This window comes from Pseudomonas campi (genome assembly GCF_013200955.2).
GTDB classification, from domain to species: domain Bacteria; phylum Pseudomonadota; class Gammaproteobacteria; order Pseudomonadales; family Pseudomonadaceae; genus Aquipseudomonas; species Aquipseudomonas campi.
Map to the genome: position 1 here is coordinate 3,002,375 of NZ_CP053697.2, position 13,418 is coordinate 3,015,792.

Below are 13,418 nucleotides of genomic sequence, written 5' to 3' on the forward strand. Positions count from 1 at the left end.
CTCCTATCCATAAAGACAACGAGTATTCAAACAGTTCCAACCAGCAAAGCCCGCACAACCACAGGCTGTAGCGCTGGATCATCAGCAGTACGCCGACTACGCCAACGCACCACCAACCAGGCCAATGCCAAACCAGCCAAGCCAAACAAGATCACCAACGGTTCGGACAACCCGAGCCATTGAGCCAAGACAGCAGCAGCAAACAGACACAGCAGCGGCCACAGATAGACCAGGAACGCCCCCCGCAGCAGCAGATCCTCGTGCACCCCGACCACAACAGAATCACCAACCTGCAGTTGCAGATCCGAGAGCGCACGCACCAGACCACGATTGCGACCGACCCCCAGCTTGTCCATCAAGCCCTGCCCACAACCGGCATTGGCAGAGCAGCTGGAGCACGTACTTTTACGCAGCGTCTCGACCCACACGGCTCCGTCCTCCAGCGCTATGACCCGCCCTGGCTCTTCGATCATTGCACGACCTTTTCGGCGGCTTGCGCCTGCATGGACAAGGCGACACGCTCGGCAGTGCCCAGGGGAATCTCGCCAACTACCGTTACCATGACATCACCATCAACAGTGCTCATACGCCGGGAGACCACAGCAGTCGGGCCAAGCTGACTACGCGCATCTTCCACCTTGGCTCCCCGCAGGGGCTCGAGAAATATCGAAAAGCGTGCCAGGCCATCGTCATAGGTCAGATAAGCGACCTGCTCCGCCGAAGCCGGACTGCGGCGCTGCAAGGCCTGCTGCAGCTGAAAGCCCGGCGGCACCCAGGCAGCACGCCAAGCAGGGACGGATGCACTGCCAGGCGACACTGCGTCGACTGGCTTACAACTATCGCCCGGCTGCAACTGCTCATCCGAGACGGCTGTTTCAGTATCCAGATCAATGAACTGAAAACGCTCCAGCAGTTGGCCCTTTTCGTTGACCAGTAGCGACTTGAGCGGCAGCGCGCTGGCTTCGTCCAGATGCAGTTCGACGGCATAGCGATACTGATCCCGCGGTATCAACGTCAACACGATTGCCTCACGCCCCGCCACACGAGAGCGCCCCGCAACACGCAGCTCATAGCGCTCAGCGAGCCGCGCTGGCGCCACAACAGGGGGTGACACGCGCAGATCATGCAACTGATCAGCCAAGCCTTCACTCACACAGGCCGGATGCCCCCCGACCCGCAGCACTTCCTGTACCGGACCATCCAGCTGCAGCAGACGCTCACGCATCTCACCCGCCGCATCGACCCGATGCCAGATGCCGTGGGTAGAGAAACTACCGTTGCGCTCATAAACAAAAGAACCGTGAAAGCTTTGCCCCTCGGCCTTGGCCAAGCGACTCAGCCAATCCTGAGCATTGGCAGCATGAACCGACGAGGCCAGACAGCTGCCAAGCAAAACAATCAGAGGAAAGGCGCGCATGATCCCCCTCAGCGGTTTTCCAGACTGGCAGCACGCGCATAAGGCAGTGCCGAATCGGTTCCGCTGGCGGCAGCTTGCTGGGCATGCTGGCGCAGATAGGCGGGTAGACGCTGCTCATGCCAACCCGACGTCGGCTGCTGCACACTCAGTTGCGGCCCCTGCGGCATAGACTCACTGCTCGCGGTGTAACCGGCCAACACTGCCGGCCCTTGCACCTGGGGCATCACCAAGCTTGGCTGGGAGCTTTGCTGAGCGAGTTGAGCACCGCTCAGCTCATCCTGATTATAGAAGCGCACGCCAGCCAGCACGGCGACGGTCACCGAGGCGGCAACCGCCAGGCGACCCAGGCCACGCCAACGACTATTGGCCACTTTTTCCGGCAGCGCTTCATCAGCCAAAGCGGCGGAAACGGCGGCAGCGATATCCAGACGCGGCTCCAGCAACTCTTTGTGCATCACTGCACGCGCAATCTGGTAGCGCGACCAGGTGGCACGCAGCTCTGGCTCCTCGCTGGCTGCCAGCACCCGACGCAACTCCAGTTCGTCCGCTTCGTTATCCATTACCGCGGACAGCGATTCCTGCAGGGCTTCACGATTCATGGCAGTTCCTCTCTTGGCTGTCGCCGCTGTCTTAGGCGTCCTGCAACAAAGGTTGCAGGGCTTTATCAATGGCCTCGCGCGCCCGGAAAATCCGCGAACGTACGGTGCCGACCGGACACTGCATGACGCTGGCAATGTCCTCGTAACTCAAGCCGTCAAACTCGCGCAGGGTCAGGGCCGTACGCAAATCCTCGGGCAGCAGCTGGATGGTTCGATGCACAGTGGCTTCAATCTCATCCCGAAGCAGTAACCGCTCTGGTGACTCATTGTCCTTCAGTGCGTGGTCGCCCTCATAGAACTCGGCATCCTCGGCACTTACATCACTGTCCGGCGGCCGACGGCCGCGCGAGACCAGATAGTTCTTCGCCGTGTTGATGGCGATGCGGTACAGCCAGGTATAGAACGCACTATCGCCGCGAAAATTGGCGAGCGCGCGATACGCCTTGATAAAGGCCTCCTGGGCGACATCCTGAGCCTCATGGCTGTCGTGCACGAAACGCACAACCAGACCAAGAATCTTGTGCTGGTACTTGAGCACCAACAGATCGAAAGCCCGCTTGTCGCCGCGCTGGACCCGCTCGACCAGTTGCTGATCGTCTTCCTGGGTTAGCATGAATACTCCTCTGGGAGTTCGGAGGAGTTCTGCGTCTGCCAGCAAGTCGCTCTGCCAAGATAGACTCGGACGCTACGCAAAAGTTCTCCCTCCGAACTGGCTTCCTGCAGCACGCAAAGTACTTGCACGAAACAACGCAGCAGGGTCACCGACCCTGCTGCTGAAAATTTTCTACCTGATCGACAGAACCAGGCTGAGCGCTCGGTCCCTTGACCCACGGGTGGCAGACTATGGAACCCGAACGTCTAAGAAAGTTCCCAAGCGCCTTAGTCTGTCATAAGCGCGCTATTGTGCCGGCCACCCCCTCTATATACTAGGCGACGCCCTCTTGCGGAATCAGCAGTAGATGAGCCAACACCACCAGCACGACGTCCTCATCATCGGCAGCGGCGCAGCCGGCCTGACCCTGGCCTTGACGCTACCGCAGCATTTGCGCGTCGCCGTGTTGAGCAAGGGCGACCTGGCCAACGGTTCGACCTACTGGGCCCAGGGCGGTGTCGCCGCCGTACTGGACGACACCGACACGATCGAATCCCACGTCGCCGACACCCTCAATGCCGGCGGCGGCCTGTGCCGCGAAGACGCTGTGCGCTTCACCGTCGAGCACAGCCGCGAAGCCATCCAGTGGCTGATCGAACAAGGTGTGCCGTTCACCCGTGGCGATGAACACGAACGCGAGGATGGCGGATTCGAGTTCCACCTGACACGTGAAGGTGGCCATAGCCATCGGCGCATCATCCATGCCGCCGACGCCACGGGTGCAGCCATCTTCAACACCCTGCTGCAACAGGCCCGCCAACGCCCCAATATCGAACTATTGGAGCAACGCGTAGCAGTCGACCTGATTACCGAGCGCAAACTCGGCCGCAGCGGCCAGCGCTGCCTCGGCGCCTATGTCCTGAACCGCCACACTGGCGAGGTCGACACCTTCCACGCGCGCTTTGTCATCCTTGCCACCGGCGGTGCCGCCAAGGTCTATCTGTACACCAGCAACGCCGACGGCGCCTGTGGCGACGGCATCGCCATGGCCTGGCGTGCCGGCTGCCGGGTCGGCAACCTGGAATTCAACCAGTTTCATCCGACCTGCCTGTACCACCCGCAGGCCAAGAACTTCCTCATCACCGAAGCCCTGCGCGGCGAAGGCGCCCAGCTCAAACTGGCCAATGGCGAGCGCTTCATGTCGCGCTTCGACCCGCGCGAAGAGCTGGCGCCGCGCGATATCGTCGCCCGCGCCATCGACCATGAAATGAAGCGCCTGGGCATTGACTGCGTTTATCTGGATATCAGCCACAAGCCGGCAGACTTCATCAAGACGCACTTCCCCACCGTCTACGAGCGCTGCCTGCAATTCGGTATCGACATCACTCGCCAACCGATACCGGTAGTACCGGCGGCGCACTACACCTGCGGCGGCGTAGTGATCGACAGCAGTGGCCATACCGATGTGCCAGGCCTGTACGCGATTGGTGAAACCAGCTTCACCGGCCTGCATGGCGCCAACCGTCTGGCCAGCAACTCGCTGCTGGAATGTTTCGTCTACGCCCGCTCGGCCGCGGCCGATATCGTTGCGCAGCTGGATAGCGTGAACATGCCAGGCGAGCTGCCAACCTGGGACGCCAGCCAGGTGACCGACTCGGATGAAGACGTGATCATTGCGCACAACTGGGACGAGCTGCGGCGATTCATGTGGGACTACGTGGGCATCGTGCGCACCAACAAGCGCCTGCAGCGCGCCCAGCACCGCGTGCGCCTGCTGCTCAGCGAGATCGACGAGTTCTACAGCAACTACAAGGTCAGTCGTGACCTGATCGAACTGCGCAACCTGGCCCAGGTCGCCGAACTGATGATCCACTCGGCCATGCTGCGCCACGAGAGCCGCGGCCTGCATTACACCCTCGATTACCCGCAGCAGCTGCCCGAAGCGCACGACACTATTCTGGCGCCGCCCACCTTCGTCGACTGAACTTCAGCCGCACCCGCAGGCGCCGATGCGCTTCGCGTGCCAGCCCGTCGCGCGGGATGCACAAGCCGCGCACCCGCCACTCACCCGCCAGGCGAAAGCGCAGGACCACCATCAGCGGCAGAGCCAGGCTATCCGGACGCAACTGCACCGCCTGCCAGCCCTGCGCCTTGCTCCACAACTGCCAGCCATCCTCATCCCGGCGCAAACCGGTAAACGCCTGCGGGTGACGCAGCAGCACCTGCCGCGGCAGCACCCAGGCCGCATGCGCCAGGCAAACCAGAACACCGAGACAAAGCAGCCAGAACGGTACATCGAGCAGTAACAGCGTCACCCATGCCAGGCATTGCGCCAGCACATAGGCCGCCAGCAGCAGGCGCGAGGCCTGCCAGTGGCATTCGAAGCCGTTACTTGGGCTGGACACGATCCAGAATCATGCGAACCATGCGCCGCAGGTCGGCGTCTTCCGGCTCGTCGCGCTGCATGAACCAGCCGAACATATCCTGATCCTCGCACTCCAGCAGCTTGCGGTAGCGCGCCTGATCCTCTGCATCCAGAGTCGCATACACCTCCCTGACGAAGGGCACCAGCAGTACATCCAGTTCCAGCATGCCGCGACGGCTGTGCCAGAAGAGTCGGTTCAGTTCAGTAGAATCGGCCATACAGCGGCTCCTGTGAGAAGGTGCGCAGTATAGCGAGCGGCAACCCACTCGGCACCCGCTGACAAGCTGCCGGGCGGGCTCTATGATGACGCCCCGGACTTTCCTTACTGCGACAGCCAATGGCCGACTCAGCTTTCTTCTGCACCCTGACCCATGAAGCCCTGCTCGCCGTGCGCGGCATAGACGCCAGCAAATTTCTCCAGGGCCAGGTCACCTGCAACCTCAACTACCTCGAGCCGCACACCAGCAGCCTTGGCGCCCGCTGCACACCCAAGGGTCGCATGCTGTCGAGTTTCCGCATTCTTGCCGAAGGCGACGGCTATCTGCTGGCGATGGCCAGCGAACTGCTCGACGCCCAGCTCGCCGAACTGAAGAAGTATGCGGCCTTCTCCAAATCCACCCTCAGCGACGAATCCGCCGCCTGGGTACGCTACGGCCTCAGCGGCGGTGACGGCGCACTGGTCAGCCTCGGCCTGGATCTGCCGCAGACGGCGAACACGGTAGCGCGCCACAATGGCCTGCTGGCCGTGCGCCTGAGCGATGACCGCGCCGAACTCTGGGCCCCGGCCGCCGAAGCCGAGACCCTGCACAAGCGCCTGGCCGCACAGCTGCGCGAAGCGCCACTGAACGACTGGCTACTGGGCCAGATCCGCGCTGGCATCGGCCAGGTTTTCGCTGCCACCCGCGAACAACTGATCCCGCAGATGATCAACCTGCAGGCCCTGGGCGGCGTGAGTTTCAAGAAAGGCTGCTACACCGGCCAGGAAATCGTCGCGCGCATGCAGTACCTCGGCAAACTCAAGCGCCGTCTCTATCGCCTGAGCCTGGACCCAGCCCCACCCGCCGTAGGCGCCACGCTGTTTTCGCCGGTACATGGCTCCAGCGTCGGCGAAATCGTGCTGGCCGCGCAGAGCGAGAGCGGTAGCGAAGTGCTGGCCGTGCTGCAGGAGGATGCCGCCAGCGATGGTCGCATCCACCTCGACAGCCTCGATGGCCCCTTGCTGCACCTGCTGGAACTGCCCTACGAACTGGACAGCGACCGAGAAATCCAGCGCTAAGCAAAAAACTGATGCAGACGCCGGGACAAACAGGTTACAACCGGCATAACCCTGACCAACAAGCGACACCGCACTACACTGAGGCGGTCGAGTGACCCGAGAGCCGAGATGAGCAAGCTTGCCGAGAAAGTCCAACAGGAACTGATCCAGGCCATCGAAAACGATGAGCTGGTATTGCCGACCTTGCCCGAAGTGGCCCTGCGCGTTCGCGAGGCAGCGGAAGACCCGAACATCAGCATCCCGGCCCTGAGCAAGGTAATCGGCAACGATGCGGCCCTCACCGCGCGCATCGTCAAGGTGGTGAACAGCCCGCTGCTGCGTACCAGCAAGGAAATTACCGACCTGCAGATGGCCGTCAGCCGCCTCGGCATCAACTACACCTGCAACCTGGCCACCGGCCTGGCCATGGAGCAGATGTTCCAGGCCACCTCCGACGTGGTCGACCGCAAGATGCGCGAAGTGTGGAACAAAAGCACGGAAATCGCCGGCATCTGCCACGTTCTGTGCAAACACTACACCCGCCTGATGCCTGACCAGGCAACCCTCGCCGGCTTGGTCCACCAGATCGGCATCCTGCCGATCCTGACCTACGCCGAAGAGCACAACGAGCTGCTGGCCGACTCCATCAGCCTCAACCATGTGATCGAGAAGATCCACCCGATCATCGGCGACAGGATCCTGCGTGCCTGGGAATTCCCCGAGCCGATCGCCATGGTGCCGGGCCAGCACCTGGACTTCACCCGCAACTCGCCGAAGGTCGATTACGTCGATATCGTCCAGGTCGCCACCCTGCAGAGCTACCTGGGCAGCGAGCACCCCTACACCCAGCTGGACTGGAGCAAGATCCCCGCCTTCGCCAAGCTCGGCCTCGACCCGAGCGTCGACATGCAGGCCGATGAAGACCTCTCCGCGGCCATGGAAGCCGCCACCAGCATGCTGCAGTAATACGCAGCAAGACGTATCGGCCAAGCCCTTCTAAGCTATGAGTATGTCCTGTCGCCGTTGGCGACAGGACAGCGGCTTGCCGCAGCAAAGGTCAACCGGAATGGCCTCTGTCTCGCTCAACTCAGGGGAAGGAAGTACCCGATGCGTCTGTTGTTACTGCTGTTCACCCTGGCTTTCGGCTGCCACCTGCAGGCTGAAACCATCCGCCTGACCAACGGCGAATGGAGCCCTTATCTGGGTGAAAAACTGCCCCATCACGGCGTCGCCTCGCGCATCGTCGAAGAAGCCTTCGCCCTGCAGGGCATAGAGGTGAAGTGGGAGTTCTATCCCTGGGCACGCGCCCTGCGCAGCGCCGAAAACGGCAAGAGCGATGGTGCAGCGGTATGGCTGCGCAGCCCGGAGCGCGAGCAGGCCTTTTTCATCAGCGACCCGGTGGTGGACAGCGGCTACTATCTGTTCCACCGCAAAGATCAGGTCTTCGACTGGCAACAGGTCAGCGATCTGCACGGCAAACGCCTCGGTGGTGCCATCGACTACGACTACGGTCAGGCCTTCCAGCAAGCGGAAAGCAGCGGCCAACTGCAGGTCAAGCGCCTGAGCAGCGAGGAACAGGGCCTGCGCATGGTGCTGGCTGGACGCCTGGATGCCTTTCCGATGGACAAGGTGGTGGCCTTCGACCTGCTGCACAGCAAGTTCACTACCGCCGAACGCCGCCAGCTGAGCTTTCACCCGCTGCCGTTGCGCAGCGACAGCCTGCATCTGCTGCTGTCCCGCAAGGTGGCCGGCAACGAGGCCATGTTGCAACGCTTCAACCAGGGTTTGCAGCAACTGCGCGACAGCGGCAAGGTGACTCAGTACCTATTGGAAATCCAGCAACCACTGAGCCTGAGCTACTGATCACAGCGGCTGCGGCGGAAACCCACCTTCACCCGCAAGCCGCCACTGCGCTCCTCCTCCAGGCTGATTTGCACCAGATGGGCACGGCAGATCTCGCCGACAATCGCCACCTGGCTGATCGGCAGCACCCTGAGCGACCACTTCAGCCACGAACTCCTTCGTCACACCCCGCGCTTCGTCGCCCTGGTCTTGATGACCACACTGCCAGCCAGGCTCGTCGCTGCACTGGGCGCCATGCCTCTCTGCTTCGCTGCCGCGAATCCAGCAGAAACGCAGTGATACCCGAGCGCTGCATGACTTTCTCGCAGACAAAAAAGGGGCGACCGAAGTCGCCCTAATTTGCCTTGCGTGCTCGTTGCCGGGAGGGATCAGCTTGGCTTGCGCTTGTGCGAATCCTTCCAGATGAAATAACCGACGCCTGCGAAGAAGGCGATCATCAGACCGACCGTACCGATGCCGGCGAGTACCACTGTATCGATGAACATGGCTGCCTCCTTGTGCAAAGCCCGTGTTGGATGGCTTCAAGGTAATGGCAGAGGGCGCTGCGAAAATTGACCGGGGTCAATATCCGCCCGAGCTGGAGGCGGGAGGTGCTGCAGGTGTTGATCTGAGTCAATTTTGCCGAGGGGTTGGCTGGCGCGAACGCAGAACCGCTTTACGGCCTTCTGAATTAGAGCCATTTCTGGCGCAGTGTGCTGCCGACAGTCAGACGCTCGTAGACAGCTTCTCAGCGCTTCTTCGGTTTGCCCTTGGCCTTCTTCTTACCCTTGGGCAGCGGCAGCGCCTGTTCGAAGGCCTGGCGCACCTCGTCGAGCTTCTTGTCGTGCAGGTCGTGGATGCGCTTGCCGCGCTCGGCGCTGAAGTCGATCAGCTTGTCGTCGTTGCTCATGGTTAGGGTCTGCTCCCGTTTCGTTCGCGAACCGCGTTGCTGGACAAAAACGCGCCAGGCAAGGCGCGGAACGCAGGGAATGGTGGCCCCTTGCCAAGTCCCGCAACGCCGCATGGCGCGATTTTGCACGCAACCCGATGGGACGGGCCAGTATTTGCGCGGAACGTCGTTACTAGACGGCTCATTTGGACGACCAAACCACGCGTCTCGCGCGATCCACATGGATGTGGTGAATGCAGCATGCCCGCCGGGAGCGGGCGCTGCCTAGCTCCGCGCAAATACTGGCTCCGTCGCGGCCACGAACGAAACGGGAACAGACCCTAAGTCCGGATCAGGCGAAAAGTGAGGTTGATACGTAGCGCTACCTGTTTAGCGGTTTTCGCCACCTGATGCTGCCAATAATGCTGGGTTGCGCCGGCCATGACCAGCAGTGCGCCATGCCCCAGCTGCAGCGAGTGCTCGATAGCCGGGTGGCCCTTGCGGCGCAGATCGAAGCGCCGGGTAGCGCCGAGATTGAGTGAAGCGACCAGCGGATTGCGCCCCAGCTCGGGTTCGTCGTCGCTGTGCCAGCCCATGGAGTCCTGGCCATCGCGGTAATAATTGAGCAGCACGCCGTTCAGCGGCTGCCCCGCCACCGCCTCGACCTGCGCACGAATCTGCGCCAGCAGCGGCGTCCAGGGCAACGGCTGGTGCAGCAGGCCAGAATAGCGATAACTGGCCTCGGCATCGCCATACCAGGCGACCATACGTGGTACCGGATAGTGCCGGCCATGCAAGAACACCTGCGGTTGCTCCCAGGGCGTCTCGACCAGCAGTTGCGCCAGCCACTGGTCGGCGCAGGCCGCATCCAGCCAGTGCGGACGGTAATCCAGCTGGGCATCGGGCAATTGCAGGGGCAGGTCGGCAAACAGGTCCACGGTATCGGTCAGCTGGCAGGTTGAATCAAAGGAGCCGGGTCAGACTTCGACATCGACCCACAGCCCTTGCCGCGGCAACTCGTCGAGCAGTTTCTCATCGGCTTTCGTCACCTCGCCCTCGGCCATGGCCTCGGCAGTGTAACCGCGGCGCTGACGACGACGCTGCTCCTCGCGCAGGAGCATCTCGGCTTCCTGCGGATGGCGCTTGTCCAGCTCCACCGCGCTCTCTTTCTGGCTCTCGCTGGCCGGGGTGACCGGCGGAATATCCGGGCGCGGCTTGGGCACGTCCTGCTGGACGGTCACCGGCTGAAGGCTGTGTGGAATGGGCGGCAGCATGAAAATTCCTCCCTGCTGAAACTGCTGTCGGCTGGACGGCCATCAACTTGAACGGACGCTCGCTACACTTTCGACTCAGGCTCTGTCGATTGATTCCGGGCAAAACCACAAGTGTCGTCGCTCTGCGCGCGGCGTTCCGTTACCATACGCGGCTTTTTTCGCAGCTGGGGCAATTCATGGCAAGTAGTGGCACTGTGCAGCAGTATGAACCGGGGCAACGCTGGATCAGCGACAGCGAGGCGGAACTGGGCCTCGGCACCATCCTGACCTCCGACGGCCGCTTGCTGACCGTACTCTATCCGGCGACCGGCGAAACCCGCCAGTACGCCCTGCGCAACGCCCCGCTGACCCGCGTGCGCTTCGCCCCGGGTGACGAGATCACCCACTTCGAAGGCTGGAAGATGACCGTGCAGGAAGTCGAAGACGTCGACGGCCTGCTGGTCTACCACGGTTTCGATGCCCAGCACGCGCCCTACACCCTGCCGGAAACCCAGCTGTCCAACTTCATCCAGTTCCGCCTGGCCAGCGACCGCCTGTTCGCCGGACAGATCGACCCGCTGAGCTGGTTCTCCCTGCGCTACCACAGCCTCGAACACCAGAGCCGCCTGCTCCAGTCCAACCTGTGGGGCCTGGGTGGCGCGCGCGCGCAGCCGATCGCCCACCAGCTGCATATCGCCCGCGAAGTGGCCGACCGGGTCGCCCCGCGCGTGCTGCTGGCCGACGAAGTGGGCCTGGGCAAGACCATCGAAGCCGGCCTGGTGATCCACCGCCAGCTGCTCACTGGCCGTGCCAGCCGCGTGCTGATCCTGGTGCCGGAGAACCTGCAGCACCAGTGGCTGGTGGAAATGCGCCGGCGCTTCAACCTGGAAGTGGCGCTGTTCGACGCCGAACGCTTCGTCGAAAGCGATGCCGACAACCCCTTCGAGGACACCCAGCTGGCGCTGGTCTCGCTGGAATGGCTGAAGCGCAGCGAGAAAGCCCAGGACGCCGCGTTCGCCGCCGGCTGGGACCTGCTGGTGGTCGACGAGGCCCACCACCTGGTTTGGCACCCGGAAAAGGCCAGCGACGAATACCGCCTGGTCGAGCAACTGGCCGGCCTGATTCCCGGCGTGCTGCTACTCACTGCCACCCCGGAACAGCTGGGACTGGAAAGCCACTTCGCCCGCCTGCGCCTGCTCGACCCCAACCGTTTCCATGACCTCGCCGCCTTCCGCGCCGAAAGCGCCAACTACCGCCCGGTCGCCGAAGCGGTACAGGAACTGCTCGACGAAGGCCGCCTGTCGGAGAAGGCCCACGCCACCATCCACGGCTTCCTCGGCGCCGAAGGCGAAGCGCTGCTGGCCGCGGTCAGCGATGGCGATACCGAGGCCGCGGCACGGCTGATCCGCGAGCTGCTCGACCGCCACGGCACCGGCCGCCTGCTGTTCCGCAATACCCGCGCCGCCGTGCAGGGTTTCCCCCAGCGCGAGCTGCACGCCTACCCGCTGGCCAATCCGGTCGAGTACATGGAGCTGCCGCTCGGCGAGCATGCCGACCTGTACCCGGAAGTCAGCTACCAGGCCCAGCAGGAAGGCGCCGAGGACGAACGCTGGTGGAAGTTCGACCCGCGCGTCGACTGGCTGATCGACACCCTGAAGATGCTCAAGAAGTTCAAGGTGCTGGTGATCTGCGCCCACGCCGAGACCGCTATGGATCTCGCAGACGCCCTGCGCGTGCGCTCCGGCATCCCGGCCACGGTGTTCCACGAGGGCATGAACATCCTTGAGCGCGACCGCGCCGCCGCCTACTTCGCCGACGAGGAATTCGGCGCCCAGGTGCTGATCTGTTCCGAGATCGGTTCCGAAGGCCGCAACTTCCAGTTCAGCCACCACCTGGCGCTGTTCGACCTGCCGGCCCACCCGGACCTGCTCGAACAGCGCATCGGCCGCCTCGACCGGATCGGCCAGAAGCATGTGATCCAGCTGCACGTGCCGTACCTGGAGAACAGCCCGCAGGAGCGCCTGTTCCAGTGGTATCACCAGGCGCTGAACGCCTTCCTCAATACCTGCCCGACCGGCAACGCCCTGCAGCACCAGTTCGGCCCGCGCCTGCTGCCACTGCTGGAAGAAAGCGACGGCGGCGACTGGCAAGGCCTGCTGGACGACGCCACGGCCGAGCGCAAACGCCTGGAGGGCGAGCTGCACAGCGGCCGCGACCGCCTGCTGGAACTCAATTCCGGTGGCTCCGGCGAAGGCCAGCAGCTGGTCGAGGACATTCTCGAACAGGACGACCAGTTCGCCCTGCCGATCTATATGGAAGAGCTGTTCGACGCCTACGGCATCGACAGCGAAGACCATTCGGAAAATGCCCTGGTGCTGCGCCCCAGCGAAAAGATGCTGGACGCCAGCTTCCCGCTTGGCGACGACGAGGCGGTCACCGTCACCTACGACCGCAACCAGGCCCTGGCCCGCGAAGACATGCAGTTCCTCACCTGGGAACACCCCATGGTGCAGGGCGGCATGGACCTGGTGCTGTCCGGTTCGATGGGCAACACCGCGGTGGCGCTGATCAAGAACAAGGCGCTGAAACCCGGCACCGTGCTGCTCGAACTGCTCTACGTCAGCGAAGTGGTGGCGCCGCGCTCGCTGCAGCTAAGCCGCTACCTGCCGCCGGTAGCGCTGCGCTGCCTGCTCGACGGCAACGGTAACGACCTGGCCGCACGTGTGGCCTTCGAAACCCTCAACGACCAGCTGGAAAGCGTGCCACGGGCCAGTGCCAACAAGTTCGTGCAGGCCCAGCGCGAAGTGCTGAGCAAGCAGATCAACGCCGCCGAGGCGAAGATCCTGCCGCGCCACACCCAGCGCGTGGATGAAGCGCGCCAGCGCTTCAGCGCCGGCCTGGACGAGGAAATCGCCCGCCTGACCGCCCTGCAAGCAGTCAACCCGAGCGTGCGCGACAGCGAGATCGAGGCCCTGCGCAAGCAGCGCAGCAGCGGTTTGAGCTTCTTCGAGAAAGCCGCCATGCGCCTGGAGGCGATCCGCGTACTGGTCGCCGGCTGATTCGTCTGCCATTGGTAGCCCGGATGAAATCCGGGAGTGGTGTTGTTCGGGCCCCGGATTGCATCCGGGCTACGAACTGCCAATAAA

Annotated in this window: 16 protein-coding genes; 5 read left to right on the forward strand and 11 right to left on the reverse strand. The window is 63.0% G+C overall.

The window, feature by feature from the left end; translation table 11 throughout:
* Positions 1 to 26 precede the first annotated feature (26 nt).
* The 4 genes from HNE05_RS13890 to rpoE are packed head-to-tail and all read right to left on the reverse strand — an operon-like array spanning position 27 to position 2,629.
* Entirely contained in the window at positions 27 to 473 is a 447-nt protein-coding gene (locus tag HNE05_RS13890) for a SoxR reducing system RseC family protein (protein WP_173208420.1), read from the reverse strand.
* Positions 470 to 1,417 (reverse strand): MucB/RseB C-terminal domain-containing protein, encoded by a 948-nt coding sequence (locus HNE05_RS13895; protein WP_173208423.1) that lies wholly within the window; start codon positions 1,415 to 1,417, stop codon positions 470 to 472. Before HNE05_RS13895 ends, HNE05_RS13890 begins: the two co-directional genes overlap by 4 nt.
* 8 nt (positions 1,418 to 1,425) lie before the next feature.
* On the reverse strand, positions 1,426 to 2,016 hold the full coding sequence (locus tag HNE05_RS13900; protein ID WP_173208426.1) for a sigma-E factor negative regulatory protein: 591 nt from the start codon (positions 2,014 to 2,016) through the stop codon (positions 1,426 to 1,428).
* A 31-nt stretch (positions 2,017 to 2,047) separates the two neighbouring features.
* Positions 2,048 to 2,629 (reverse strand): RNA polymerase sigma factor RpoE/AlgU, encoded by a 582-nt coding sequence (rpoE, locus tag HNE05_RS13905; protein ID WP_173208429.1) that lies wholly within the window; start codon positions 2,627 to 2,629, stop codon positions 2,048 to 2,050.
* 346 nt (positions 2,630 to 2,975) lie between these two features.
* Here rpoE and nadB point away from each other — a divergent pair, with 346 nt between their 5' ends.
* Complete coding sequence (gene nadB / locus HNE05_RS13910; RefSeq protein ID WP_173208431.1) at positions 2,976 to 4,592, forward strand: L-aspartate oxidase; 1,617 nt, start codon at positions 2,976 to 2,978, stop codon at positions 4,590 to 4,592.
* Here the strand turns inward: nadB and HNE05_RS13915 are convergent.
* Positions 4,561 to 5,013 (reverse strand): protein YgfX, encoded by a 453-nt coding sequence (locus HNE05_RS13915; protein WP_173208433.1) that lies wholly within the window; start codon positions 5,011 to 5,013, stop codon positions 4,561 to 4,563. The genes nadB and HNE05_RS13915 overlap by 32 nt on opposite strands.
* Positions 4,997 to 5,251 carry an FAD assembly factor SdhE gene (locus HNE05_RS13920; RefSeq protein ID WP_173208435.1) on the reverse strand — a complete coding sequence of 85 codons (255 nt, stop codon included), beginning with the start codon at positions 5,249 to 5,251 and terminating at the stop codon, positions 4,997 to 4,999. Before HNE05_RS13920 ends, HNE05_RS13915 begins: the two co-directional genes overlap by 17 nt.
* A gap of 119 nt (positions 5,252 to 5,370) precedes the next feature.
* On the opposite strand from HNE05_RS13920, the gene ygfZ reads away from it, so the two are divergent.
* From ygfZ to HNE05_RS13935, 3 genes are all read left to right on the forward strand, one after another.
* The gene (gene ygfZ, locus HNE05_RS13925; RefSeq protein ID WP_173208438.1) at positions 5,371 to 6,309 is read left to right on the forward strand and encodes a CAF17-like 4Fe-4S cluster assembly/insertion protein YgfZ; all 939 of its coding nucleotides are present in this window, start codon (positions 5,371 to 5,373) and stop codon (positions 6,307 to 6,309) included.
* 108 nt (positions 6,310 to 6,417) lie between these two features.
* Positions 6,418 to 7,254, forward strand: a complete 837-nt coding sequence (locus tag HNE05_RS13930) for an HDOD domain-containing protein (protein WP_173208440.1) — start codon at positions 6,418 to 6,420, stop codon at positions 7,252 to 7,254.
* 141 nt (positions 7,255 to 7,395) lie between these two features.
* On the forward strand, positions 7,396 to 8,151 hold the full coding sequence (locus HNE05_RS13935) for a substrate-binding periplasmic protein (protein ID WP_173208442.1): 756 nt from the start codon (positions 7,396 to 7,398) through the stop codon (positions 8,149 to 8,151).
* On the opposite strand, the gene HNE05_RS20590 is transcribed toward HNE05_RS13935, so the two are convergent.
* The 5 genes from HNE05_RS20590 to HNE05_RS13950 form a co-directional block, all read right to left on the reverse strand.
* Positions 8,145 to 8,279, reverse strand: coding sequence for a hypothetical protein (locus HNE05_RS20590; RefSeq protein WP_275679068.1), 135 nt, complete (start codon positions 8,277 to 8,279; stop codon positions 8,145 to 8,147). The two genes, HNE05_RS13935 and HNE05_RS20590, sit on opposite strands and share 7 nt — an antisense overlap.
* A gap of 240 nt (positions 8,280 to 8,519) precedes the next feature.
* On the reverse strand, positions 8,520 to 8,636 hold the full coding sequence (gene ccoM, locus HNE05_RS20625) for a cytochrome c oxidase subunit CcoM (RefSeq protein ID WP_312026969.1): 117 nt from the start codon (positions 8,634 to 8,636) through the stop codon (positions 8,520 to 8,522).
* Between the two features lie 242 nt (positions 8,637 to 8,878).
* Entirely contained in the window at positions 8,879 to 9,040 is a 162-nt protein-coding gene (locus HNE05_RS13940) for a hypothetical protein (RefSeq protein ID WP_173208445.1), read from the reverse strand.
* Between the two features lie 320 nt (positions 9,041 to 9,360).
* Entirely contained in the window at positions 9,361 to 9,957 is a 597-nt protein-coding gene (locus tag HNE05_RS13945) for an alpha-ketoglutarate-dependent dioxygenase AlkB family protein (RefSeq protein ID WP_173208447.1), read from the reverse strand.
* 39 nt (positions 9,958 to 9,996) lie between these two features.
* Entirely contained in the window at positions 9,997 to 10,293 is a 297-nt protein-coding gene (locus tag HNE05_RS13950; protein ID WP_173208450.1) for an aspartate-semialdehyde dehydrogenase, read from the reverse strand.
* A gap of 176 nt (positions 10,294 to 10,469) precedes the next feature.
* On the opposite strand from HNE05_RS13950, the gene rapA reads away from it, so the two are divergent.
* Positions 10,470 to 13,331, forward strand: coding sequence for an RNA polymerase-associated protein RapA (gene rapA / locus HNE05_RS13955; protein WP_173208452.1), 2,862 nt, complete (start codon positions 10,470 to 10,472; stop codon positions 13,329 to 13,331).
* Positions 13,332 to 13,418 lie beyond the last annotated feature (87 nt).